General features: G+C 65.9%; 23 protein-coding genes. 16 read left to right on the top strand and 7 right to left on the bottom strand.

Features of this window, described 5'->3' with window-relative positions:
* The first annotated feature begins 1 nt into the window (after position 1).
* A complete protein-coding gene (locus tag DV532_RS14275; RefSeq protein WP_056801296.1) occupies positions 2-835 on the top strand; it encodes an SDR family NAD(P)-dependent oxidoreductase in 834 nt (277 codons plus the stop codon).
* 104 nt (positions 836-939) lie between these two features.
* Here the strand turns inward: DV532_RS14275 and dmpG are convergent, their stop codons facing one another.
* The 4 genes from dmpG to DV532_RS14255 all read right to left on the bottom strand — a co-directional run bounded on the left by dmpG (position 940) and on the right by DV532_RS14255 (position 4,560).
* Positions 940-1,962: a 4-hydroxy-2-oxovalerate aldolase gene (gene dmpG, locus DV532_RS14270; RefSeq protein ID WP_056801298.1), complete on the bottom strand. Its 1,023-nt coding sequence runs from the start codon at positions 1,960-1,962 to the stop codon at positions 940-942.
* Between the two features lie 10 nt (positions 1,963-1,972).
* The gene (locus tag DV532_RS14265) at positions 1,973-2,896 is read right to left on the bottom strand and encodes an acetaldehyde dehydrogenase (acetylating) (protein ID WP_056801300.1); all 924 of its coding nucleotides are present in this window, start codon (positions 2,894-2,896) and stop codon (positions 1,973-1,975) included.
* A gap of 21 nt (positions 2,897-2,917) precedes the next feature.
* A complete protein-coding gene (locus DV532_RS14260; RefSeq protein ID WP_056801302.1) occupies positions 2,918-3,709 on the bottom strand; it encodes a fumarylacetoacetate hydrolase family protein in 792 nt (263 codons plus the stop codon).
* 77 nt (positions 3,710-3,786) lie between these two features.
* Positions 3,787-4,560 carry a glucose 1-dehydrogenase gene (locus DV532_RS14255; protein ID WP_056801303.1) on the bottom strand — a complete coding sequence of 258 codons (774 nt, stop codon included), beginning with the start codon at positions 4,558-4,560 and terminating at the stop codon, positions 3,787-3,789.
* Between the two features lie 207 nt (positions 4,561-4,767).
* On the opposite strand from DV532_RS14255, the gene DV532_RS14250 reads away from it, so the two are divergent.
* Genes DV532_RS14250 through DV532_RS14230 form a run of 5 tightly spaced genes read left to right on the top strand, consistent with a single transcriptional unit; the run spans position 4,768 to position 11,580 of the window.
* Positions 4,768-5,955 carry an acyl-CoA dehydrogenase family protein gene (locus tag DV532_RS14250; RefSeq protein WP_056801305.1) on the top strand — a complete coding sequence of 396 codons (1,188 nt, stop codon included), beginning with the start codon at positions 4,768-4,770 and terminating at the stop codon, positions 5,953-5,955.
* A 26-nt stretch (positions 5,956-5,981) separates the two neighbouring features.
* Positions 5,982-7,004, top strand: coding sequence for a ferredoxin--NADP reductase (locus DV532_RS14245; RefSeq protein WP_056801306.1), 1,023 nt, complete (start codon positions 5,982-5,984; stop codon positions 7,002-7,004).
* Between the two features lie 20 nt (positions 7,005-7,024).
* Positions 7,025-8,632 carry a FadD3 family acyl-CoA ligase gene (locus tag DV532_RS14240; RefSeq protein ID WP_056801308.1) on the top strand — a complete coding sequence of 536 codons (1,608 nt, stop codon included), beginning with the start codon at positions 7,025-7,027 and terminating at the stop codon, positions 8,630-8,632.
* A 48-nt stretch (positions 8,633-8,680) separates the two neighbouring features.
* Positions 8,681-10,321, top strand: a complete 1,641-nt coding sequence (locus DV532_RS14235) for a DUF1302 domain-containing protein (protein ID WP_056801310.1) — start codon at positions 8,681-8,683, stop codon at positions 10,319-10,321.
* 29 nt (positions 10,322-10,350) lie between these two features.
* Entirely contained in the window at positions 10,351-11,580 is a 1,230-nt protein-coding gene (locus tag DV532_RS14230; protein WP_056801312.1) for an NADH:flavin oxidoreductase, read from the top strand.
* 79 nt (positions 11,581-11,659) lie between these two features.
* On the opposite strand, the gene DV532_RS14225 is transcribed toward DV532_RS14230, so the two are convergent.
* On the bottom strand, positions 11,660-12,493 hold the full coding sequence (locus tag DV532_RS14225) for an alpha/beta fold hydrolase (RefSeq protein ID WP_056801313.1): 834 nt from the start codon (positions 12,491-12,493) through the stop codon (positions 11,660-11,662).
* Between the two features lie 237 nt (positions 12,494-12,730).
* On the opposite strand from DV532_RS14225, the gene DV532_RS14220 reads away from it, so the two are divergent.
* From DV532_RS14220 to DV532_RS14210, 3 genes are read left to right on the top strand one after another with little or no spacing between them, the layout of a single operon-like run.
* On the top strand, positions 12,731-13,465 hold the full coding sequence (locus DV532_RS14220) for an SDR family NAD(P)-dependent oxidoreductase (protein ID WP_056801315.1): 735 nt from the start codon (positions 12,731-12,733) through the stop codon (positions 13,463-13,465).
* 14 nt (positions 13,466-13,479) lie between these two features.
* Positions 13,480-14,250 (top strand): SDR family NAD(P)-dependent oxidoreductase, encoded by a 771-nt coding sequence (locus tag DV532_RS14215; RefSeq protein WP_056801318.1) that lies wholly within the window; start codon positions 13,480-13,482, stop codon positions 14,248-14,250.
* A 5-nt stretch (positions 14,251-14,255) separates the two neighbouring features.
* The gene (locus DV532_RS14210; protein WP_056801320.1) at positions 14,256-14,885 is read left to right on the top strand and encodes a nuclear transport factor 2 family protein; all 630 of its coding nucleotides are present in this window, start codon (positions 14,256-14,258) and stop codon (positions 14,883-14,885) included.
* 209 nt (positions 14,886-15,094) lie between these two features.
* Here DV532_RS14210 and DV532_RS14200 read toward each other — a convergent pair whose 3' ends face one another.
* Both DV532_RS14200 and DV532_RS14195 read right to left on the bottom strand, forming a co-directional pair.
* Positions 15,095-16,285 (bottom strand): acyl-CoA dehydrogenase family protein, encoded by a 1,191-nt coding sequence (locus tag DV532_RS14200; RefSeq protein WP_056801321.1) that lies wholly within the window; start codon positions 16,283-16,285, stop codon positions 15,095-15,097.
* Positions 16,282-17,442: an acyl-CoA dehydrogenase family protein gene (locus tag DV532_RS14195; RefSeq protein ID WP_056801323.1), complete on the bottom strand. Its 1,161-nt coding sequence runs from the start codon at positions 17,440-17,442 to the stop codon at positions 16,282-16,284. The genes DV532_RS14200 and DV532_RS14195 overlap by 4 nt, the downstream gene beginning before the upstream one ends.
* Before the next feature lie 285 nt (positions 17,443-17,727).
* On the opposite strand from DV532_RS14195, the gene DV532_RS14190 reads away from it, so the two are divergent.
* The 7 genes from DV532_RS14190 to DV532_RS14160 are packed head-to-tail and all read left to right on the top strand — an operon-like array spanning position 17,728 to position 24,299.
* Complete coding sequence (locus DV532_RS14190; RefSeq protein ID WP_056801549.1) at positions 17,728-18,618, top strand: VOC family protein; 891 nt, start codon at positions 17,728-17,730, stop codon at positions 18,616-18,618.
* Positions 18,619-18,631: 13 nt separating this feature from the next.
* A complete protein-coding gene (locus tag DV532_RS14185; protein ID WP_056801325.1) occupies positions 18,632-19,507 on the top strand; it encodes a CoA transferase subunit A in 876 nt (291 codons plus the stop codon).
* 23 nt (positions 19,508-19,530) lie between these two features.
* The gene (locus tag DV532_RS14180) at positions 19,531-20,328 is read left to right on the top strand and encodes a CoA-transferase subunit beta (protein WP_056801327.1); all 798 of its coding nucleotides are present in this window, start codon (positions 19,531-19,533) and stop codon (positions 20,326-20,328) included.
* Positions 20,329-20,338: 10 nt separating this feature from the next.
* The gene (locus tag DV532_RS14175; RefSeq protein ID WP_056801329.1) at positions 20,339-21,256 is read left to right on the top strand and encodes an enoyl-CoA hydratase; all 918 of its coding nucleotides are present in this window, start codon (positions 20,339-20,341) and stop codon (positions 21,254-21,256) included.
* Entirely contained in the window at positions 21,253-22,377 is a 1,125-nt protein-coding gene (locus DV532_RS14170; protein ID WP_236707522.1) for a nitronate monooxygenase family protein, read from the top strand. The genes DV532_RS14175 and DV532_RS14170 overlap by 4 nt, the downstream gene beginning before the upstream one ends.
* Positions 22,374-23,126 (top strand): enoyl-CoA hydratase family protein, encoded by a 753-nt coding sequence (locus DV532_RS14165; protein WP_056801332.1) that lies wholly within the window; start codon positions 22,374-22,376, stop codon positions 23,124-23,126. Before DV532_RS14170 ends, DV532_RS14165 begins: the two co-directional genes overlap by 4 nt.
* A gap of 9 nt (positions 23,127-23,135) precedes the next feature.
* Positions 23,136-24,299: an acyl-CoA dehydrogenase family protein gene (locus DV532_RS14160; protein ID WP_056801334.1), complete on the top strand. Its 1,164-nt coding sequence runs from the start codon at positions 23,136-23,138 to the stop codon at positions 24,297-24,299.
* The last annotated feature ends 4 nt before the right edge of the window (positions 24,300-24,303 follow it).

The raw sequence follows: 24,303 nt of genomic DNA, 5'->3' as shown, positions 1-24,303 counted from the left end.
CATGAATAAAGTAGCCTTCATTACCGGTGCCAGCCGTGGCATCGGCCGGGCGGCGGCACTGGCGTTTGCCCGTGCCGGTTACGACCTGGCGATCAGTGCGCGCACCCTCGAAGAGGGCGAACAACACCAGCATGCCTTGCGCGACGCCGCTGGCGCGCCGTTGTCGGGTAGCCTCAATGGCACCGCTGAGGCGATCCGCGCGCTGGGCGGCCGGGTGTTGGTGGTGCCGATGGACTTGCTCGACAGCCGTTCGGCCGAGCACGCCTGCGCGGCAGTGCTGGCCGAGTACGGGCGTATCGATGTGCTGGTGAATAACGCCATCTACCAGGGCAGCGACCTTAATTCGACGTTCCTGGCGCTGCAGCCGCAGACCCTGGAGCGGATGTTCACCGGGTACATCCTGACGCCGTTCCTGCTGACCCAGGCGGTGGTGCAGCGGATGCTCGGGCAGGGCAGTGGGGTGGTGATCAACGTCACCTCCGGTGCCGGCGAGAGCGACCCACCGGTGGCGGCGGACAAAGGCGGCTGGGGCTATGCCTACGGTGCCGGCAAGGCGGCGGTATCGCGCTTGTCGGGGATTTTGTCGACGGAGCTGGGTGAGCGAGGTATCCGTGCCTACACCTTGAACCCTGGGGTGGTCACCACCGAAGCCTTGAAGGTGACCATCGGCGAGCAGGGGGTCATTGCCTTGCGCGCCGGCAGTGCACCGCCCGAGGTGCCGGCGGCGGTAATGTTGTGGCTGGCCACCGATCCCCGTGCCGAGCAGTATCAACGGCGCACCCTGGCGGCGCAGGCCTTGGCCTTGGAGTATGGGATCGTCGCCGACTGGCGCTGATGGGCGAGCCAGCTTTAAGCCGCAAGCTGCAAGAAAAAAGCAGCCCGTATGTGGGCCGCTCATTCTTGTAGCTTGTAGCTTTTTACACTGCCGCCAATGGGTCCTCAGGCCCGGCGCTTGGCCAGGGTCATTGCGGTGTCTTCGATCATGTCCTCCTGGCCTCCGACCATCCCGCGCCGGCCCATCTCGACCAAAATTTCCCGCGCCGACACGCCATACTTCTGCTCGGCACGTTTGGCAAACAGCAGGAACGAGCCATACACCCCCGCATAGCCCATGGTCAGCGCATCGCGGTCACTGCGGATTGGGAAGTCCATGATCGGCACCACCAGGTCCTCGGCCACGTCCTGAATGGCAAACACATCCACCCCGGTCTCGATGCCCATACGCTTGCACACCGCTACCAGCACCTCCATCGGCGTGTTCCCAGCCCCGGCGCCGAGCCCGGCGCAGGCCGCATCGATACGGCTGGCACCGGCGGCGATCGCGGCAATCGAGTTGGCCACGCCCATCGACAGGTTATGGTGGCCATGGAAACCAATCTCGGTCTCCGGACGCAGCGCGGCACGCATCGCCGCCACGCGTTCGCTGACCTGATGCGGCAACAGGTAGCCCGCCGAATCGGTCAGGTAGATGCAGTTGGCGCCATAGCTCTCCATCAGCTTGCCCTGGCGGGCCAGGCCTTCGGCGCTGTTCATGTGCGCCATCATCAAGAAGCCCACGGTGTCCATGCCCAGGTGCCGGGCATGGGCAATGTGCTGCTCGCTGACATCCGCCTCGGTACAGTGGGTGGCCACACGCAAGGTGCTCACCCCCAGGCCATGGGCCATTTTCAGGTGCTCTACCGTGCCGATGCCCGGCAGCAGCAACGCCGACACCTTGGCCTGCTTCATCAGCGGAATGACCGCCGCCAGGTAGGCCTCGTCACTGTGCGCCGGGAAACCATAGTTGACCGAGCTGCCGCCCAGGCCATCGCCGTGGGTCACCTCGATCAGCGGCACCCCGGCGGCATCCAGGCCACAAGCGATGCGCTGCATCTCATCCAGGCTGATTTGGTGCCGCTTGGGGTGCATGCCGTCGCGCAGGCACATGTCATGTACGGTAATGCGTTTGCCGTTGAGGTCCATGGTCGGCTCCTTAAGCCAGGGCAGCAGGGGCAGGGCGCAGCACCAGCTCGCCCTTGAGAATTTCTTCGGCGAACAGCTCGGCGGTACGCGCCGCTGCCGCCGTCATGATGTCAAGGTTGCCGGCGTAGCGCGGCAGGTAGTCGCCCAGGCCTTCCACCTCCATGAAGATCGACACGCGCTTACCGTCAAACACTGGCCCGTTGACCAAGCGGTAGCCCGGCACGTAGCGCTGCACCTGCTGGATCATCGCCTCGATGGCGGCGCGGATTGCGTCCTGGTCGGGTTCGTCGTCGGTCAGGCAATGCACGGTGTCACGCATGATCAGCGGCGGTTCGGCCGGGTTGATGATGATGATTGCCTTGCCCTGCCGGGCGCCGCCCACCTGTTCCACCGCGCTGGCGGTGGTGCGGGTGAATTCGTCGATGTTCTTGCGCGTCCCCGGGCCTACCGACTTCGAGGCGGCGGTGGCGATGATCTCGGCATAGGCCACCGGCTGCACGCTGGACACCGCTGCCACCAGCGGGATGGTCGCCTGGCCGCCGCAGGTGACCATGTTCACGTTCATCACCCCCAGCCCGAGGTTGGCCTTGAGGTTGACCGGTGGTACGCAGTAGGGGCCGATGGCCGCAGGGGTCAGGTCGATCATCAGCACGCCGAGGGCGTTGAGCTTGTGGCTGTTTTGCGCATGCACGTAGGCCGAGGTGGCATCGAAGGCGATCTGGATGTTGTCTTCGCGTACGTGCGGCAGCAGGCCGTCGACGCCGTCGGCGGTGGTTTTCAGGCCCATCTCGCGCGCGCGCGCCAGGCCTTCGGAGCTGGCATCGATGCCCACCATCCAGACCGGCTCCAGTACCTCGCTGCGTTGGAGTTTGTACAGCAGGTCGGTGCCGATGTTGCCCGGCCCGATCAATGCACATCGGATTTTCTTGCTCATGTTCATCGCTCCAGGAAAAAGTCAGGGCACGAAGCGCAGGCTGGACTGGCCCAGCCCGCTCATGCTCAGGCTGATACGGTCGCCGGCAGTGACCGGCACCAGCGGCGCCAAAGCACCGGACAGGATGATTTCGCCGCGGCGCAACGGCATGCCCAGCTCGCCCAGGGTGTTGGCCAGCCAGGCCACCGCCGCGCAGGGGTGGCCCTGAACGGCCGAGCCCAGGCCGCTGCCGGCCGGCTGGCCATTCTTGAGCACCTGCATCTGCACCTTGGCCAGGTCCAGCGTGCGCGGGTCGAGGCGTTGCTTGCCAAGGGCGAATACGCCGCACGAGGCGTTGTCGGCCACGGTGTCTTGAATGCGGATCTGCCAGTCGTCGATGCGCGAGTCGACGATTTCGAAGCAGGGCATCACCCACTGCGTCGCGGCCAGCACGTCCTCGGCGGTAATGCCAGGGCCGTGCAGGTCTTCGCCGAGCATGAAAGCGATCTCACCTTCGGCGCGCGGCTGGATCAACTGGTGCTGGGCAAGGCTGACATCGCTGCCATCCGCCACCTGCATGGCGTCGGTCAGAAAACCGAAATCCGGCTGGTGCACGTCGAGCATTTCTTGCACGGCGCGGCTGGTCACGCCGATTTTCTTGCCAACCACGCGCTCGCCCAGGGCTTCGCGGCGCTGCAAAAAAGCCAGCGAAATGCGGTAGGCCTGGTCGAGGGTCAGGGCCGGGTGGCGGCGGGTCAGCGGTTGCAGGGTATGGCGACCGCGCAGGGCGTCGAACAGCTGGTCGCCAAGCGCTTGGATCAGATGGGCATCCATGGCGGGGGCTCTCTGTGTGAGGGAATAAAAAAAGCCGGCCCGAGCAAAAAGGGAGGCCGGCTTGAGAAAACGCTTGGTCAGCCAGCCCAGACGCTGCAGTCGGCACCACCGTCGACATCGATGATCTTGCCGGTGACCCAGGCGGAAGCAGGCGAGGCCAGGTACAGGGCGGCGGCGGCGATGTCTTCGGGGCTGCCCAGGCACTTGAGCGGGGTGTTGGCTTCCATGGTCTGGCGCATGGCGGCCGGCATCACGCTGTTCAAGGCGGCCGTCAGGGTAGGGCCGGGGGCCACGGCATTGACCCGCACCTGTGGCGCGAAGTCCTGGGCCAGCAGGCGGGTCAGGTGGCTGAGCGCCGCCTTGGCCGTGCCGTAGGCACTGAAGTGGCGCTGCGCGTAGCGGGCGGCCACCGAGCTGATGTTGACGATATTGCCGCCGCCAGCGTCGCGCATCAGCGGTACGCACAGCTGGCAGAAGGCGTAGGCACTGGACACGTTGAAGCGCAGGATTTCGTCGAACTGCTCAGGGCTCAGGCCCAGCGGGTCATTGGGGCCGCCGCCGCCGACGTTGTTGACCAGGTGCGTGATGCGGCCAAGGTGCTCGTGACTCTGGCGCACCAGGGCCTGGCGCTGCTCGCTGTCGTTGACGTCACAGGCGAACGCCAGGGCATTGCGGCCCAGCGCGCGGATTTCCTCGGCCACCGCTTGGACGTCGTCCAGCGAACGCGCGGCGCACACCACATCGGCGCCGGCTTCGGCGTAGGCCAGGGCGATGGCCCGGCCGATGCCGCGGCCACTGCCGGTGACGATGGCAACGCCGCCGTCGATACGGAATCGTTGCAGGATACTCATGGCAGAAACTCCTCTCAGGGGCTCATCGGCTCAGGGCTGTGAATGGCGCTGACTATGGTCATGCCAGCGGTGGCTTACATCGTCTCAACGGACTAGCGCCCAGGGCGCGCCGGCACTAGTCCGCTTTGACGATGAACGATCGCCTGGCCACCCCGATGATCGATCCCAGCTCGCGCAGTGGCGCAGCGAGACCGGGAGAGACCAGTGATGCACAGCTTGCGAGAAAAGACCCAGGAAGAAGTCGAACTGATCGAACGAGCGCGGCACTTGGTGCCGCAGCTCAAGGCCCGCGCGGCACAGGCCGAGCGCGACCTGCGCATCCCCGACCAGACCATCGACGAGCTGCAGGCGGCGGGTTTGCTGCGTGCTCTGCAGCCGCGCGCCTTTGGCGGCTACGAAGTCGACCCGCGCACCTTCTTTGAAATCCAGATGATCCTCGCCGAAGGCTGCATGTCGACCGCCTGGGTGTATGGCGTGATGGGCGTGCACCCTTGGCAGGTAGCGCGCTACCCGATCGAGGCGCAGCGCGAGGTCTGGGAGCAGGACCATGGCGCGCTGATTTCTTCTACCTACATGCCGGCGGCCAAGGTCAGCGTGGTACCGGGCGGCTATCGCATCAGCGGGCGCTGGGGCTTCTCCAGCGGCAGTGAGCATTGCCAGTGGGTATTGCTGGGCGGCATCCTGCCTGCCGATGGTGACTTTGCCAGCGAGCATGGCACCTTCCTGCTGCCGCGCGCCGACTACCGTATCGAACACAACTGGGATGTGCTGGGCCTGCGCGGCACCGGCAGCCACGACATTGTGGTCGAGGACGCCTTCGTCCCCGCCCACCGCGTGCAACGCACCAACAACTGGCAGATCGAAGCAACGCCGGGGCGCCTGGTCAACACCAACCCGATCTATGCAATCCCGTTCGCCCAGGTGTTCTCCCGCGCGGTCTCGACCTCGGCCATCGGCGCCTTGCAGGGGGCTATCAATGCCTTCCGCGAGAACGCCGCCCAGCACATCGGCAAGCACGGGGCGCGCACCGCCGACGACCCGGTCGCCCAAACGGCGGTGGCCGAGGCGGTGATTACCGTTGACAGCCTCAAGTTGGTCCTGGAGCGTAACTACGAGCAACTGATGCAACTGGCCCGGGCCGGCGAGTATCCAGACACCGAAACGCGCCTGCTGTACCGCTACCAGTCGTCCTACGTCACCAACATTTGTGCCGAGCGTGTCAGCGACCTGCTGCGCAGCATGGCCGCCTCAGGGCTGTACAACGGCAACCCGGTGGCGCGCTTGTTCCGCGACCTGCACCAGGCCCGCGGGCATATCGCCAACAATTTCATGGCTTACGGGCGCAGCTTCGGTGCGGTGCAGTTGGGCCTGCCCAACCCCGATCCATTCGTCTGAGCCGGGTAACAGCGAGTACCTGAACCATGAATGACTATTTTGCCTTGCGCGTGGCGCGGGTGATCGAGGAAACCGCCGACGCCCGTTCGCTGGTGTTCGACGTGCCCGAGTCGCTGGCCGAGCGCTTTCACTACAAACCGGGCCAGTTCCTGACCCTGCGTGTGCCGTTCGACGGCGGCTGGCTGCCACGCTGCTATTCGCTGTCGAGTACCCCCCTGCTCGACGAACCCTTGCGGGTCACCATCAAACGGGTGCGTGACGGGCGCGCTTCGAACTGGCTGTGTGAACAGCTGCAGGAGGGCCAGACCCTTGAGGTGCTGCCACCGGCCGGGGTATTCGTGCCCCGCGACCTGCAAGGCGACTTGCTGCTGTTCGGTGGCGGCAGCGGGGTGACGCCGGTGCTGTCGATCCTGCGTTCGGCGCTGCTGGCGGGGCAGGGGCGGGTGCTGCTGATTTACGCCAACCGCGACGAGCACTCGGTGATCTTCCGCGATGAGCTGCGCATGCTCGCCGCCGTCCACCCGCAGCGCTTGCAGGTGGTGCATTGGCTGGACGCGCTGCAAGGCGTGCCAAGCGTGGCCCAACTGGCCGAACTGGCCCGGCCATTTCTAGACGCCCAGGCCTTCATCTGCGGCCCGGCGCCGTTCATGGATGCCGCCGTGCAGGCACTGGCCAGCCTGGGCATGCCGGCTGGCCGGGTGCATGTGGAGCGCTTCGTGTCGCTGCCGGGGGAAGGTGAGCTGCCCCCGGCCAGCCACAGTGAGGCGGCGATGGCCGCGGAACTGGCCGTACACCTTGACGGCGAGGATCACCGCCTGGCCTGCGCCAGCGGCGAGACGCTGCTCGATGCCATGCAGCGCGCCGGCCTCAACCCGCCCAGCGCCTGCCGTGTGGGCGGGTGCGCCTCGTGCATGTGCACCCTGGAAAGCGGCGAAGTCGAACTGTTGCACAACGATGCCCTGGATGCTGGGGAACTGGCCGAAGGCTGGATCCTGGCCTGCCAAGCGGTCCCCACCAGCCCAGTGCTGCGTATCCGCTTTCCCGAGTGATACCGATGAGCGAACCCTGCATGAACCCGACCCTCGATACCCTTGCCGGGCAGGCCGCTGTGCCTGCCACCATTGCCCGCCTGCTGTACGACAGCGCGCAACGCTTTGCCGGCCATACCGCCATCGAAGAAAACGGCGAGCGCCTGGATTACGCCGACCTGCCAGCGCAGGCGCTGCAGGTTACCCGTGGCCTGATGGCGCTGGGCATCCAGCCAGGCGACCGGGTTGGCCTGTGGGCCGCCAACAGCCGTGAGTGGATCCTGGCGGCGCTGGGCATCCATTGCGCGGGTGCCGTGCTGGTGCCGATCAACACCCGTATGAAGGGGGGCGAAGCCGCCGATGTGCTGGCCCGCAGCGGTTGCCGGGTGCTGTTCATGCAGCAGCGCTTCCTGGAGGTCGATTACCCGGCACTGCTTGCACCGCATCGCCCGGCCACCCTGGAACACCAGGTGATTTTCGCCTGCGAGCAGCCAGCGGCCGCCCCCGACCTGAGCTACGCGCAGTTTCTGCTTGGCGCCGCGACCATCGAGAAACTTACGGCCGAGCGCCGGGCCCTGAGCATTCAGCCCGAAGCCATCTGCGACCTGCTGTTCACCTCCGGGACTACCGGCAAGCCCAAGGGCGTGATGAGTGCCCATGGGCAGAACCTGCGGGCATTTGCCGAGTACGTGCGGGTATTGGGGTTGGTGCCGGGCGACCGCTACCTGATCGTCAACCCGTTCTTCCATGCCTTTGGCTACAAGGCCGGCTGGCTGACCTGCTTGCTTGCTGGGGCGACCATTCTGCCGCATGCGGTGTTCGATGCCGAGGCGGTGTTCCAGCGCATTGCCCGCGAGCGCATCAGCGTGCTGCCGGGGGCGCCGACCTTGTACCTGTCGCTATTGGCCCACCCACGCCTGGCGCAAACCGACCTGTCGAGCTTGCGCATCGCTGTGACCGGCTCGGCGAGCATCCCGCCCAGCCTGATCGAGCGCATGCGCAACGAGCTGGGCTTCAGTGTCGTGACTACCGCCTATGGCCTGACCGAATGCGGTGGCCTGGCCACCCTGTGCGACCCGCAGGCCCCGGCCGAGGTCATTGCCGGTACCAGCGGGCAACCGTTGCCGGGCACCGAAGTGAGCATCCGCGACGCCGCCAACCGCGCCTTGCCGCAGGGCGAGACCGGGGAAATCTGCCTGCGTGGCTTTCACATCATGCAGGGGTACTTCCAGGACCCGGCCGCCACCGCCGAGGCCATCGATGCCGAAGGTTGGTTGCACACCGGCGACGTCGGCCGCCTGGACCCACAGGGCAACCTGGCCATCACCGACCGCCTCAAGGACATGTACATCGTCGGTGGCTTCAACTGCTACCCGGCAGAAATCGAAGCCGCGCTGCTGGCGCACCCGGCCATCGCCCAGGTGGCGGTGATCGGCATTGCCGATGCGCGCATGGGTGAGGTCGGTTGTGCCTGTGTGGTGCTGCGCGAGGGGCAGCAACTCGACGAGCAGGGGCTGATCGGCTGGAGCCGCGAGCGCATGGCCAACTACAAAGTGCCGCGCCAGGTGCGGTTCTTCCCGGCGCTACCGCTGAACCCGTCAAACAAGGTCGCCAAAAACGACCTGAGGGCTGCCGTGGCCCAGGCTTGAGGCCCCAGCAAACGGACGATGCAAACAATAACAACAAAGGAGAGCAGCATGTTTACGTCGAACACCGGCCTGGCCCGGCGCCGCTGGCTGGCCGTGGCCATTGGCTTGGCCAGTGGTGGCGCCAGCGCCGGGCCCACTCTGGAACTGGGGGAGGACACCACCCTGGACTCATCGCTCACGGTCAACTACACCGCGTCGATGCGTACCGCTAAACAGGCCGACCAGTACCTCAACGACTTCAACAATGACGACGGCACACGCAACTTCAAGCGTGGCTCGTTAATCACCAATCGGCTCAGCCTGTTCGGTGAGCTGCGCCTGCGCCATGACAACGTCGGTGCCGTGGTGCGTGGCAGCCACTTCTACGACGACGTCTACCATGAGCGTAACGCCAACGACTCGCCGCAGACGGTGAACAAGGTTGGCCGCCCGGATGGTTTCGTCGAGGACACCCGGCGCCTGAGCGGCAGCAAGGCGCGGTTGCTGGATGCCTACGTGTATGGCAACTACGAGCTGGGCGAAACCCAGTACCTGTCGGTGAAAGCCGGGCGCCATTTGGTGGCCTGGGGCGAGAGCCTGTTCTGGGCCAACATCAGCCAGGGCCAGGCGCCAGTGGACGCGACCAAGTTCAACGTGCCAGGCACCGAAGCCAAGGACGCCTACTTGCCGGTAGGCCAGGTGTCGGCCTCCTGGTCACTGAACGAGGACCTGGCGCTGGTCGGTTTCTACCAGTACGAATGGGAAAAAACCGAACTCAACCCGGTCGGCGACTACTTCGGCAGCGACTACTTTGGCCCGGGTGCGGAGTTTTTCCGGCTCGGAGCCGGGGTAATCGACAGCCTGCCGGACAAGACCTTCACCGGCGTCAACTATGCCGGCGAGGTCAAACCACGTGACAGCGGCCAATGGGGCATGGGCGTGCGCTACCGGGTTACCGAAAACACCGAGGTGGGGCTGTTCCACTACCGCTATCACGAGCGGGTTGGCTCGCTGTTCTTCGACTTCAGCGGGCAAACCCACTATTCGTCCAATTCGCGCATTAGCCAGCGCGCCAACACTGGCGCCGCGCCGGCCTATCGCCTGGGTTATTTCGAGGATGTCGAGCTGACGGGGGTCAGCTTCAGCTCCAAGGTGGGTGATTCGGTGCAGTACGCCGGCGACCTCAGCTACCGCGACGGTGCTTCGGTGTATTTGAACAATGGTGCGCCGACAACCGGGCAGCTCTGGCAGGCCAACCTCAACGCTTCGTACATCCTTGGCCCCAGCTGGCTGGCCCAGCAGACCACCTTCATGGGCGAAGTGGTGCAGCAATACATCGAAGGGGTCGACACCCTGGTCATCAGCGGCGGCGGTGCCGGTGTCGATGGCCGCTTCGACGATTTCCAGTCGGCCGTCCAGACCCGTGATTCAACCCTGCTGGGCGTCGGCGCCTACATGGATTACCCGTCTATCGCCGACGGCCTGGACCTGACCACCCGCGTGATCTGGCAGCAAAACGTCGATGGCAGCGCCTACCAGGGCCTGGGCCGTGACGAGAAACGCCTGACCGTAGGCGGCGACTTCAAATACCTGGGCAACTTCCAGGTTGGCCTTACCTATGTCGCCTACCTGAGCTCGCCGGATGTTGCCCAAGGTCGCCTGCTGGCCGACCGCGACTACCTGTCGTTCAACGCCAAGTACACCTTCTGAGCCCTATTGCACCGAGGACAAGGCCTGCCATGAACCACACCTCCAACCGATCGCCGTTCAGCCCGGTCAGTATCGGCCCGCTGACCCTGAAAAACCGCTTTGTCAAAGCCGCCACCAACGAGGGCATGAGCGCCCAGGGCGTGCCGTCCCGGCAACTGGCCCAACTGCACGCCGGCCTTGCCCGCGGCGGCGTGGCGCTGACCACGGTGGCCTATTGCGCGGTCAGCCGCGACGGCCGCACGCTGCCCAACCAGCTGATTCTGGAGCGCGAAAGCCTGCCGCACTTCAAGGCCTTGACCGACGCGGTGCACCGCGAAGGTGGCCTGGCCAGTGCGCAGATTACCCACGGCGGTTGTTTTACGTTCATTCGCGAGCGCTCCACGCCCAGGCCGTTGTCGGCCAGTGGCGGCTTCAACAAGATTGGCATGATGAGCGGCATGTTCCTCAAGCAGGCGATGAACGAAGCCGATATGCAGCAGGTGGTGCGCGACTTTGCCCAAGGCGCGCGCCTGGCCCGCGAGGCCGGTTTCGATGCGGTGGAAATCCACATGGGCCATGGCTACCTGCTCAGCCAGTTCATCTCACCGTTGTACAACAAGCGCCGCGACCAGTACGGCGGCAGCCTGGAGAACCGCCTGCGCTTTCCGCGGCGGGTACTGCGCGCGGTGTTGGATGCGGTTGGCCAGGACCTGGCGGTGGTGTGCAAGTACAGCATCACCGAGGGCGTGCGTGCCGGCAACAGTGCCGAGGACGGCGCGCAAATCGCGCGCATGCTGGAGCAGGAGGGCGCGCACCTGCTGGTGCTTAGCGCTGGGATGAACGCCGAGTCGATCACCACCATGTTCGGCTCGTCGTTCCCCAAGGAGAACCGCGTGCAGCAGAAGAACCCGGTGATTGCCCTGGCCATGGCGCTGCAGCGGCGCATGGACCCGGTGGTGGAGTTTCGCGAGCTGTACCTGCTGGAGCATGCACGCAAGGTGCGCGCGGCGGTGAAAATGCCACTGGCTTATCTGGGCGGGGCCAAGAGCCTGGCGAGTATCGAGCAGGTGATGGCCGAAGGTTTTGACCTAGTGGCCATGGGGCGGGTGTTGATCGCCGAGCCTGATTACGTGAACAAGCTGGCCAGTGGCGCGAGCCGCAATTCGATCTGCACGGCGTGCAACCGCTGCGTGGCGATGATGTATACCCCGGGCGGCACATCCTGTGTGCTGGGCCAACCCGGCGATGCCCAGCTCAATAGCCAGCGCGCTGCTGGCTAAGCTGGATGGCATGGGCTTTGCCCGTGTTCGCGGGCAAGCCCGCTCCTACCAGGGCCGGCGTTAACCGGCCAAGGCTGCATCAACCGTGCTGCAGGAACTCCAGGCAGCTACGGTTGAACAGCTCGCGATGCTCCACCTGCACCCAATGCCCGCAGCGGTTAAGCACGATAAACCGTGCCTGGTGTGCGCCATCGATGATGTGCTGGGCGCCACTGACCGGGTTGAAGTTATCGTTGCTGCCCCAGAAGCCGAGGATCGGGCATTCGATTTCACCTAGGCGCGAGCGCATGTTCGGCACCAGCATGGTGCTGAACAGGTTTTTCGGCTGGGTAACCGCCACCGCTACCCGCTCCAGCAGCAGCTCCTCAGGCAGGATCGCGTCATCGAACAGCTGCAGGCGCATCATGCTGCGCATTTCCTCAAGGCCAATGGGGCCGGCATTGAACAAGCCGACCATGCGCAGGATGCCGGGCATTTGGAAGTAGGTCTCGCGTTCCTCTACGCCCCCCGGCGCCAGCAGGATCAAACGCTCCGCTAACTGCGGCTGGCGCAACGCCAGGCCCAGGGCAATGGCGCCGCCCAGCGAGTTGCCAAGCAGGGTGCAGCGGCCGATGCCGAGCTGCTTGAGCAATGCCGCCACGCAGTCGACGAAGAAATCCAGCTCGTAGCGCACGTCGTCGGGCTTGTCCGAGCGCCCGAAGCCGGGCAGGTCGAGCAGGATGTTGCGGTAGCCGGCCGCGACCAGTGCGGGGTAGTTGCCCTTGAAGTTGCTGAAACCGCTGGCGCCCGGGCCGCTGCCATGCAGCCAGAGCACCACCGGCCCTTGGCCTTCGTCCAGGTAATGCAGGCGCAGGCCGTTAGGCAAGGTGGCGTAGTGGCCAGTGGGCAAAGGCAGGTCGACGGGTTGGTTCATGCCGGTTCTCCAGTTCTCGATGGGGTGAGGGCATGCCGGGCCGGCCATCGTGCCGCCTGAAGGGGAAGGCCAGGCCGGCCCGGTATGCGTAGCTGATCCTGTGCCGCACAGGCGCGGCCAGCATCGTCCATCCGGACCACGACGTGCGCGCTGCGCTAGTCCTATCGGACGATGTTCGCTACGGGCCGGCGGCCAATGATGGTGCAAGACCAACAGGCTTCAACCAAGGAGAACGCTATGAAACTGCAGAACAAAGTGGCTTTCGTCACCGGTGCCGGTCAGGGCATGGGCCAGGCCATCGTGCGCCGCTTCGTCGCCGAAGGGGCGAAGGTGGTGGCTGTCGACCTCGACCAGGCCGCGCTCGCTGCCAGCCTGGCCGACCTCGGCGCGGCGGTATTGGCGCTGGGCTGCAACGTTGCCGACGGTGCGTCCGTGGCCGATGCCATGGGCCAGGTCGAGGCGCATTTTGGTGGCCTGGACATTGTCGTCAACAACGCCGGCGTCGGCGCCCTCGATGCCTTCCTCGACACAGCGGACGACAGCTGGGCACGGGTTATCGGGGTCAACCTGGGTGGCACCTTCCTGTGCTGCCGTGAGGGCGCCCGTTTGATGCTCAAGGGCAAGCGCCAGGGGGTGCTGATCAACCTGTCGAGCACCGCCGCGCTGACAGGTGAGGGGCCGAGCCATTACTGCGCCTCGAAAGCTGCAGTCATGGGCCTGACCCGCTCGATTGCCCGTGAGCTGGCGGCGCAGGGCATCCGCGTCAACACCCTGGTACCCGGCCCCACCAACACGCCGATGATGGCCGGCATTCCTGATGAACACATGCAGGCGTTGCTGAAGAACGTGCCGCTGGGGCGCATGTGCGAAACCGACGAAATCGCCCGGGTGGCGGTATTCCTGGCCAGTGATGACGCCAGCTTCATTACTGGGCAGAACATCGCCGTCAACGGCGGCATGGCCTTTATCTGACAGGGGATTAGCTGATGAGCAAACGTCTGCAAGGCAAGATCGCCTTTGTTACCGGGGCCGGTTCGGGCATTGGCGAGGCGACCGCGTTGCGCTTCGCCGAGGAGGGCGCCCTGGTGGTGCTGTGTGGGCGGCGCCGCGAGCCGCTGGAGGGTGTGCGCGAGCAAATCCTTGCCCGCGGTGGCTGCGCCGAGGTGGCGGTGGCCGATGTCAGTGACGAACAGGCCTATGTCGCGGCGCTGCAAGCCTGCGCCCAGCGCCATGGCGGCCTGGATATCCTGGTCAACAATGCCATGGCCTACACCTGGGGCGGCATCGACAACATGACTACCGCCGACTGGCACGCCAACTTCGCCACCACCGTGGACGGTACCTTCTGGGGCACGCGTACGGCGATGCAGTTGATGAAGGGCAAGGGCGGTTCGATCGTCAACATCGCGTCCATTTGCGGGCTGTTCGGCACCGCCTGGATGGCCGGTTATTCCGCCGCCAAGGCGGCGGTGATCAATTTCAGCCGCGCGGCGGCCAGCGAAGGCGCGGCGGACAATATCCGCTGCAACGTGATCATCCCTGGTGTGGTCGACACCCCAGCGACTGCCGGCATGCTCAGCGATGCCAAGGCCCGGGCCAACACCGAGAAAGTCATCCCCATGCGCCGGGTGGGCCTGCCGCAGGAACTGGCCAACGCCATTCTGTTCCTGGCCAGCGACGAAGCTTCGTACGTGACCGGCGCGAGCCTGGCGGTGGACGGTGGGCGCGGTTCGGACCTGTACACGGTGCTGGAGTGACGGCCATGGAGAGCACCTCGCTGCTGCAGCGCATCGACCGCCTGGAGTCGCTGGACGCAATTCGCCAGCTGGCCGGCAAATATGCACTGGCCCTGGACATGCGCGACATGGACGCCATGGCCAACTGCTTCGCTGCCGATGTGCGGGTGGGTCGCGACCAATACGGCCGGGCGCACCTCAAGGCCTGGCTGGACGAAACCATGCGCAAGCAGTTCCAGGGTACGTCGCACCACTTGGGCCAGCACATCATCGAGTTCAGCGATGCCGACCATGCCACCGGCGTGGTGTACTCGAAGAACGAGCATGAGACTGGGCCTGAGTGGGTGATCATGCAAATGCTGTACTGGGATGACTACGAGCGGATCGACGGGCGCTGGTGTTTCCGCCGGCGCCTGCCGTGCTACTGGTACGCCACCGACCTGAACAAGCCACCGATCGGTGGCCTGAAAATGCGCTGGCCGGGGCGTGAGCCGTATGCCGGCAGTTTCCACGAGCTGTTCCCGTCGTGGGATGCGTTCTGGGCGCAACGGCCCGACAAGGACGCGCTACCGCAGATCGCCGAGCCGGCGCCGTTGGAGGGCTTTCTGCAAACCCTGCGGCGTGGGGCAGGGGACCCGAAGATTCGCGTGCGCTAGCTTCTGCTGCCAGGGCAGGTGACCCTGCCAGGGCAGGTGACCCTGCCTTGCGCCTCTTCCAAGGGCTGGCGCGACCATTGTGGGAGCGGGTTCACCCGCCAACACCGGCGTAGCCGGTGCCATGCACCGCGGTGAATTCTGCGCGGGTAAACCCGCTCCCACAGGGTCCGCGCAGCGCCTGCCAACGCCCATGACCGCAATGGGGGCGCTCAGCGCCCCTTCACCTCCCGCGGCATGCCCAGTGCCCGTTCGGCAATCACATTGCGCTGAATCTCGTTACTCCCCCCATAGATCGTATCAGCCCGGGTAAACAGGAACAGCGACTGCAACCGGCTCAGGCCATACGGCGCGCTTTCCAGCACCTCGGCGGCATCCCCCAGCACATCCATGGCCAGCTTGCCCAACTCGACATGCCAGCTCGACCAGGCCAGCTTGTAAATCATCGCTTCGCGCGCCAGGCTGCCATCCTGCGGCCCGGAGAGCATGCGCAGGGAGTTGTAGCGCAGCACCTTCAGGCCTGACCAGGCCTGGGCCAAGCGCTGGCGCAGCAGCGGGTCGCGGGCGGCGCCGTTGGCGCGGGCAATGCGCAGCACTTCCTCCAGTTCGTTGTGAAACTGCATCTGCTGGCCGAGTGTCGACACACCGCGCTCGAAGCCCAGCAGCGCCATGGCGATCTTCCAGCCTTCGCCGGGCTGGCCGACCAGGTTGTCGCGCGAGGTCTCGGCCTGGTCGAAGAACACCTCGTTGAATTCGCTGGTGCCAGTCAGTTGCTGGATTGGCTGCACTCGGATGTTCGCCTGGGCCATCGGCACCAGCAGGAACGACAACCCCTGGTGGCCAACGCTACCAGGCTCGGTACGTGCCAGCACGAAACACCAGTCGGCCTCGTGGGCCAACGAGGTCCAGACCTTCTGCCCGCTGATCAGCCAGCGCTCACCGCTGGCATCCAGGCGCGCGCGGGTCTGCACGTTGGCCAGGTCAGAACCGGCACCGGGCTCGGAGTAGCCCTGGCACCAGAACGCCTCGCCCTTGAGGATGCCCGGCAGCAGGCGCTTGCGCTGCTCGGGCGTGCCAAAAGCCGCAAGGGTAGGGCCGACCAGCCCCTCGCCGATATGGCCCATGCGCCCCGGGCCGCCGGCCCGTGCGTATTCCTCGTGGAAGATCACTTGCTGGCTGATGCTCAGGCCGCGGCCACCGTCTTCGGGCTTCCAGCCCACGCCCACCCAGCCACCGGCTGCCAGCTGGCGCTCCCAGGCTTTGCGTTCGGCGGGGAAGCTGTGCTCGTCGCCTGGGCCACCGCGAAAGCGCAGTGGGGCGAATTCACCTTGCAGGTGCGTCGCCAACCAACCGGCGACCTCTTGGCGGAAGGCTTCGTCCGCCGTGCTAAAGCCAATTTTCATGGTTGTTCTCCCAATAGCTCGGCGGCCAGGCATTCACGGTGCCAGGCCGGGTTGCCGAGCAGCTGTTCGCTGGCCCTGGCGCGCTTGAAGTAGAGGTGGGGGTCGTATTCCCAGGTGAAACCGACCCCGCCGTGCAGTTGGATCGATTCGGCCGCGCAGTGAAAAAACGCCTCGCTGGCATGGGCCTTGGCCGTGGCCGCAGCGCCCAGCAATTCGCCGCGCACCGCCAGGTCGCCGTCTTCGGCCAGGTACTCGCGGGCGACGCAGGCGGCGTACCACACCGCCGAGCGGGCGCATTCGATTTGCAGCATCATGTCGGCACAGCGGTGCTTGATGGCCTGGAAACTGGCCACCGGGCGGCCGAACTGGCGGCGCTCGCCAACGTACGCCAAGGTCAGGTCCAGGGCTTGCTGGGCGCCGCCGAGCTGCTCGGCAGCCAGGCCGATGGCGGCGATGCGCTGGGTGGCCTGCAGCAGTGGCCAGGCCTGGTCGATGGCGCACAGGCGCTGTGCTGCGGTGACCTCGACGTGGTGCAACTCGATGCGTGCCAGGCGCCGGGTTTGGTCGAGGGTGGGTAGCGTGGTACGTACTACGCCAGTTGAGTCGGCCGGCACGGCGAACAGGCTGATACCGTGTGCGCCGACACTGCCTGGGCGGCGGGCGGCGATCAGCAGCAGGTCGGCCTGGGCGCCGTCGATGACCTGAGCGTGGCAGCCATCCAGGCGGTAGCCGTCGCCTGCAGGCCGCAGTTCGACCTGCAGCTGCTCGGCCTGCAGCGGGCAGGCCAAGGTAGCGTGCACCTGGCCTGCGGCGATGGCCGGCAGCCAATGGGCCTGCAACGCCGGGTTTTCGGCCAGCAGCAGGGCCGGGGTGGCCAGGCAACTGGTGGCGAACAGCGGCGAACCGAGCAGAAAGCGCCCGCATTGCTCCAGCAGCACGGCCAGTTCGACGAAGCCAAGGCCCATGCCACCGTGGGCTTCGGGCACCAGCAGTGCGGGCCAGTAAAGCGCCTGGCCAATCTGTTGGCACAGTTCGGGGTCATAGCCGGCGTCACGGCTCATGCCCGCGCGTACAGCGTGCGAATCGCTGGCCTGGGCGAGAAAACGCTCGGCACTGTCGCGAATCATCAACTGTTCCTCGGTGAAAGCGAACTCCATAGTGGGCATCTCTAGGCTGGTGGGGCGGCGTTGCCGGCCTTCGCAGGCAAGCACGCTCCTACGGGGCGGACTTTGCCCGCGAAGGGCGCCAGGGCAGCCCCGGGGTTCAGGTGAACAACACCTCGAATCTAGGGCCGGGCCGGTTCAGGCGAATCATTGAAACGGACTAGGCGCATCGCCCGCCGCACCGTGCACCGCGCTTAGTCTCAACGGACGATGAGCGCGGGCTTGGCGCTTTGCACAATGTTCCCCAAGGCAACCCCTTGAGCCAGGAGGAACATGGGCATGATCGACATACGTGGTTTGAGCTATTTCGTCTCGCAGATCGAGAACCTCGGCCAGTGGCAACGCTACGCTGAGGACGTACTCGGCATGCAGGTGCAGGCGGCACCCGGCGGCGGCCTGTACGTGAAGATGGACGAGCGGCCTTACCGCATGCTGGTGGTCGAGGGCGACTCGCCACGCTACCTGGCCAGTGGCTGGGAGTTGCCCAGCGAACAAGCGTTCAAGCAGGCCCTGCAACACCTGGAACGCTGCGGCGTGGCCTGGCAGGCCGGCAGCGCCGAAGCCATCGAACAGCGTGGCGTGCAGGCGCTGGTGACGCTGACCGACCCGTCGGGCAACGCCCATGAGCTGAGCTGGGGGCACCGTTCGGACTGCCAGCCGTTTGTGTCGCCGCAGGGCGTGCCGCGTTTCGTTACCGGTGACATGGGCCTAGGCCACACCGTGCTGCCCGCACCGAATTTCGACGCCACCCTGGCGTTCGCCAAGGACGTGCTCGGCTTTGGCCTGTCGGACATCTTCAATTTCCGCCCCGACCCGTCGGCGCCGCCGGTGCGTATCCACTTTCTGCACTGCGCCAATGCCCGCCACCACAGCCTGGCCCTGGCCGAATACCCAGTGCCGTCCGGCTGCGTGCACGTGATGGTCGAGGTGGACTCGATGACCGAGGTCGGCCGCGCCCATGACCGCATGCAGGCCCACGGCGCGCAGCTGTCGGCCACCCTCGGCCAGCACCTGAACGATGGCATGACCAGTTTCTACATGAAGACACCGTCCGGCTTCGACCTGGAGTACGGCTATGGCGGGTTGCAGGTCGACTGGGCCGAACATTCGGCCTTCGAGTTCACCCGCGTCAGCATCTGGGGCCACGACTTCTCGGTCGGCCGCCAGTAAGGAGCAGTTGAGCATGAACAAGCAAATGACCAGTGCCGATGCCGTCGCCCAGCTGCGCGACGGCATGACCATCGGCTTCGGTGGCTGGGGGCCACGGCGCAAGCCGATGGCCATCGTCCGGGAAATCCTCCGCTCGCCGGTCAAGGACTTGACCGTGGTCGCCTACGGCGGCCCGGAAGTGGGCATGCTGTGCGCCGCCGGCAAGGTGCGCAAGCTGGTGTTCGGCTTCGTCACCCTCGATGCCATCCCGCTCGAACCCTACTACCGCAAGGCCCGCGAGGCCGGCGAACTGGAACTGATGGAACTCGACGAAGGCATGTTCCAGTGGGGCTTGCGCGCCGCAGGCATGCGCCTGCCGTTTTTGCCCACCCGTTGTGGCCTGGCCACCGACGTGACGCGCCTGAACCCGGCGCTGAAGACCGTGCGCTCGCCCTACGACGACGGTGAGGTGCTGCTGGCCATGCCGGCGCTGGAGCTGGACGTGGCATTTCTGCACGTCAATGTCGCCGATCGCCTGGGCAACTGCCTGGTCACCGGCCCCGACCCGTATTTCGACCACCTGTTCGCCCGTGCCGCCAAGCAATGCTTCGTCTCTTGCGAGCGCCTCGAACAGCGCCTGCAACTGGATGCCGCGCAGGCCCGCTACAACACCTTCGAGCGTTACCTGGTGACAGGTGTGGTGCATGCCCCGCTCGGTGCCCACCCGACGTCGTGCCCGTCGGACTACGGCTGGGACCTGGAACACCTCAAAGGCTATGTCGCCAGTGCCCAGGAAGAGGGCGGTTGGCAGCGCTATGTGGAGGCCTGCGTGGCGGGTGGCGAGCAAGCCTATCAGGCGCACAACGGCGGCGCCGCACGCATGGGCGCCTTGCCCTTACCCGTGTTCTGACCCGTGTTCCGAGGAGCTCAAGTATGACTGCCACCCCTGAATTCACCCTTGCCGAACTGTTGATCGTCGCCGCCGCCGAAGCCTGGCGTGGCAACGGCGAGGTCATTGCCTCTGGCTTGGGCGTGATCCCGCGCCTGGGGGCGAGCCTGGCCAAGCTCAGCCACAGCCCCGAGCTGCTGATGACCGACAGCGAGGCGTTTCTGGTCGAGGAGCCGCTGCCGCTCGGCCCACGTGGCGAGCAAGCGCCACGCTACAGCGGCTACCTGTCGTTCGAGCGGGTGTTCGAGTGCGTGTGGGGTGGCCGTCGCCACGCCATGGTCGGGCCGACCCAGGTCGACCGCTGGGGCCAGACCAACCTGTCCTGCGTCGGCGATTACCACAAGCCACGCACCGCCATGCTCGGCGTGCGCGGCTTGCCGGGCAACAGCATCAACCACATCAACTCGTTCTTCGTGCCCAACCACAGTACCCGGGTGTTCGTCAGTGGCGAGGTGGACATGGTTTCGGGCGTGGGCTTCAAGGCCGAGCGCTGGCCTGAAGGTGCACGCCGCGACCTGATGGACATCCGCCAGGTGATTACCGACCTGTGCACCCTGGACTTCGACGGCCCAGGCCGCGCCGTGCAGGTGCGCACCCTGCACCCGGGCGTGAGCTTCGACGAAGTGCAGGACAAGACCGGTTTCCCGCTGCTCAAGTCGGCGCAACTGCGCGAAACCGCGCACCCCAGCGCCGAGCAGTTGGCGCTGATCCGGCGTCTCGACCCCCATGGCTTGCGCGCCAGCGCGATCAAGGGCAACCCGCCTGGCATTCGCGCCGCCTGAGGACACCAGCATGCACAGCAGTGATAGCCAATTCGTCAGCCGCGAAGATTCGGCCGTGTACGAAACCCAAAGCCCGGTGCTCTATGACGTGGCCGAGGGCATCGCCACGCTGACCCTCAACCGCCCGGCGTTCAACAATGCGCAGAACTCGCAGATGACCTACGCCCTGGACGCGGCCTTGCGCCAGGCGGTGGACGACGACAGCGTCAAGGTCATCGTGCTGTGCGGTGAGGGCCGGCATTTTTCCGCCGGCCACGATATCGGCACCCCCGGGCGCGACATCAACAAACCGTTCGAGCGCGCCCATCTGTGGTGGGACCACACCAACAAACCCGGTGGGGAGCAGCTGTATGCCCGCGAGCAGGAAGTGTACCTGGGCATGTGCCGACGCTGGCGCGAGCTGCCCAAGCCGACCATCGCCATGGTCCATGGGGCCTGTGTGGCGGGTGGGCTGATGCTGGCGTGGGTGTGCGACCTGATCGTCGCTAGCGACGATGCGTTCTTCCAGGACCCGGTGGTGCGCATGGGCATCCCGGGGGTGGAATACTTCGCCCACCCCTACGAGCTGAACCCGCGCATCGCCAAGGAGTTCTTGTTCTGTGGCGAGCGCATGAGTGCCGAGCGCGCTTACCAGATGGGCATGGTCAACCGCGTGGTGCCGCGCGAGCAATTGCAGCCGGTGACCTATGCGCTGGCGGCCAGCATTGCCCGCCAGCCGCGCATGGGCCTGGCGCTGACCAAGCAGGCGATCAACCACGTCGAAGACCTGCAAGGTAAGCGTACGGCCATGGATGCGGCATTCGCCTGGCACCACTTCGCCCATGCCCATAACGAGCTGCTGTCGGGTGACAAGCTTGGCGGCTTCGACGCCAAGGGCATGGCCCAAGCCAACAAGCAGGCGCTGCAAGGCGAAGGGGGCGAGCGGTGAGCCGCTGGATGAACACGCCCCTGACCGAGGCGCTGGGTTGCCGCTACCCGGTGGTGCAAACGGCCATGGGCTGGGTGTCCGATGCCAACCTGGTGATCGCGACTACCCAGGCTGGTGGGTTCGGCTTCCTGGCTGGTGCCACCTTGGCCGCCGATGCGCTGGAAGGCGAGATTTGCAAGGTGATCGAGGCCACCGGTGGCAGCAACTTTGGTCTCAACTTCCACATGTTCCAGGACAACGCGGCGCAGTGCGTCGACCTGGCCATCCGTTATCGGCTGCGTGCGGTCAGCTACGGGCGCGGGCCGGATGCGTCAACCATCGCCCGCTTCAAGGCCGCCGGGGTGTTGTGCATTCCCACCGTTGGCGCCCTCAAGCATGCGCTCAAGGCCCAGGCACTGGGCGCTGACCTGATTACCTTGCAGGCGGGCGAGGGCGGTGGCCATACCGGCGGTGTGCCGGGCTCTATCCTGTTGCCGCAGGTGCTGGCGGCAGTGCGGGTCCCGGTGATCGCCGCCGGTGGCCACTCCACCGGGCGCGGCCTGGCCTCGGTGCTGGCCGCCGGTGCCAGCGGCATCGCCATGGGCACGCGGTTCTTGATGACCCGCGAGTCGCCTACCCCGGCCGCCACCCTGGCGCGCTACCTCAAGGTCGACGACCCGCAGCTTGTGCGGGTAACCACTGCGGTGGACGGCATGCGCCACCGCATGATCGAAAACCGCTTCATCAACCGCCTTGAACAGGCCGGGCCGTTCGGCCGCCTGCGCATCGCCCTGGCCAGCGCCTGGCAATGGAAGCAGCACACCGGCATGAGCCTGGCGCACATGGGCGCGGTGTTCCTGCGGGCCCTGCGCGAAGACCCGGCGGCGCTGTCGCAAGTGGTCATGGCCGCTAACCAGCCAGTGTTGTTGCAGCGTTCGATGGTCGATGGCCAGCCGGACGCCGGCATCTTGCCCAGTGGCCAAGTGGCGGCGGCGATCAGCGAGCTGCTGAGTTGCCGCGAGGTCATCGAAGGCATCGTCGCCGAAGCCGACCAGTGCCTCGACGCCTTGCTCGCGCGCTGCCCGGCCGAGCCTGTGGCAACCCCCAACGACAGACTTGCCCTTAGCGGAGAACGCTCATGAACCAGGCCTTTACCACCCAGATCGACCAGGGCATTGCCGAACTGGTGATCGACAAACCGCCGGTCAACGCCCTCGACAGCCAGCAATGGCGCGCCCTGGCCGCGCAAATCAACACCCTCGGGGCCAACCCCGAAGTGCGCGTCATCGTCATTCGCGCCGAAGGGCGCGGCTTTTGTGCCGGGGTCGACATCAAGGAACTGGACGCCCACCCCGAGCGCATCGTCGAGGTCAACGCCGGCAACTATGAAACCTTCAAGGCGGTGCACCGCAACCCGGTGCCGGTGATCGTCGCCGTGCATGGCTTCGTGCTGGGCGGCGGCATCGGCATTACCGGCGCCGCCGACATCGTCGTGGCTGCCGACTGCGCCCGTTTTGCCCTGCCGGAAGTGGACCGTGGCGCCATGGGCGGCGGCGCCCACCTGCAGCGGCTGTTCCCGGTGCAGAAGGTGCGTTACCTGTTTTTCACCGGCGACAGCATCGGCGCCCAGCAAGCCCAGGCCTACGGCTTCATCGAGCGTGTCGTGCCCAAGGCCCAGCTGCGTGAAACGGCACTGGAGATCGCCGCGCGCATCGCCGCCAAGAGCCCGGGCATGATCCGCATCGCCAAGGAGGCCTTGAACGGCATCGAGGACGGCAACCTGGAAGACAAGTATCGCTGGGAGCAGGGCTTTACCTTGCAGGCCTACACCAGCCCCGATTCGGCGGAAACCCGCCGGGCGTTCGTCGAAAAACGCGACGCCAAGTTCTGAGGGAACGCCATGCACCTGACCTATACCCCCAAACAGCAGGCGTTTCGCGCCGAGGTGCGGGCCTGGCTCGCGCACAACCTGCCACGCCAGCCGCTGGCTAGCTATGACACCCGCGAAGGCTTTGAACAGCACCGCGCCTGGGAGGCCAAACTGTTCGAAAGCCGCTGGTCGATGGTGATGTGGCCCGCCGAGCTGGGCGGGCGCGGCTGCGACCTGATCGAATGGCTGATCTTCGAGGAAGAGTACTACGGCGCCGGGGCGCCGATGCGCGTCAACCAGAACGGCCAGTTACTGCTCGGTCCGACCTTGATGGAATTCGGCACTGCCGAGCAGAAGCGCCGCTTTCTGCCGCGCATGGCGGCCAGTGTGGACATGTGGGCGCAGGGTTGGTCAGAGCCCAACGCTGGCTCCGACATGGCGGCGATCACCAGCAAGGCGCTGCTCGACGGCGACCACTATGTACTCAATGGCCAGAAAACCTGGTCGACCCGGGCGATTTTCGCCGATTGGCTGTTCGGCCTGTTCCGCAGTGAACCTGGCTCCAGCCGCCACCATGGTTTGTCGTTCCTGATGGTGCCGCTCGATGCGCCGGGGGTGAGCATTCGCCCAATCAAGGCGCTGAACGGCAAGGACGCCTTTGCCGAGGTGTTCTTCGACGACGTGCGGGTGCCGGTGGCCAACCGCATTGGCGCCGAGGGCCAGGGCTGGCACGTGGCAATGGCTACCGCCGGCTTCGAGCGCGGGCTGCTGCTGCGCTCGCCAGCGCGCTTCCAGTACACCGCGCGCAAGCTGGTCGAGCTGTTCAAGGCGTGCGGCGAGAGCGCGGCGCGCGACCCTGGGCTGGGCGAAGCGGTCAGCGACTGCTGGATGGGCGCCGAGGCCTATGCATTGTCGGCCTACCACACGGTCGGTCGGCTGTCCCGGGGTGAACAGATCGGCGCCGAGTCGAGTATCAACAAGATTATCTGGTCTGAGCTCGACTTGAAGATGCACGAAACCGCCATGCGCCTGCTGGGTGCCCGTGGCGAACTGTTGGCCAGTGCCCCGGCGGCGGTAGCGGCGGCGAGCTGGCTGGAAGGCTTCCTGTTCGCCCAGGCTGGGCCGATTTATGCCGGCACCAACGAGATCCAGCGCAACATCATTGCCGAGCGCATGCTCGGCCTGCCCAAGTAAGGAC

The sequence above is a fragment of the Pseudomonas sp. Leaf58 genome (genome assembly GCF_003627215.1).
Classification (GTDB): Bacteria; Pseudomonadota; Gammaproteobacteria; order Pseudomonadales; family Pseudomonadaceae; genus Aquipseudomonas.
The sequence above is the reverse complement of the archived record's forward strand: the minus strand, read 5'-3'. Positions and strand labels throughout refer to the sequence as shown.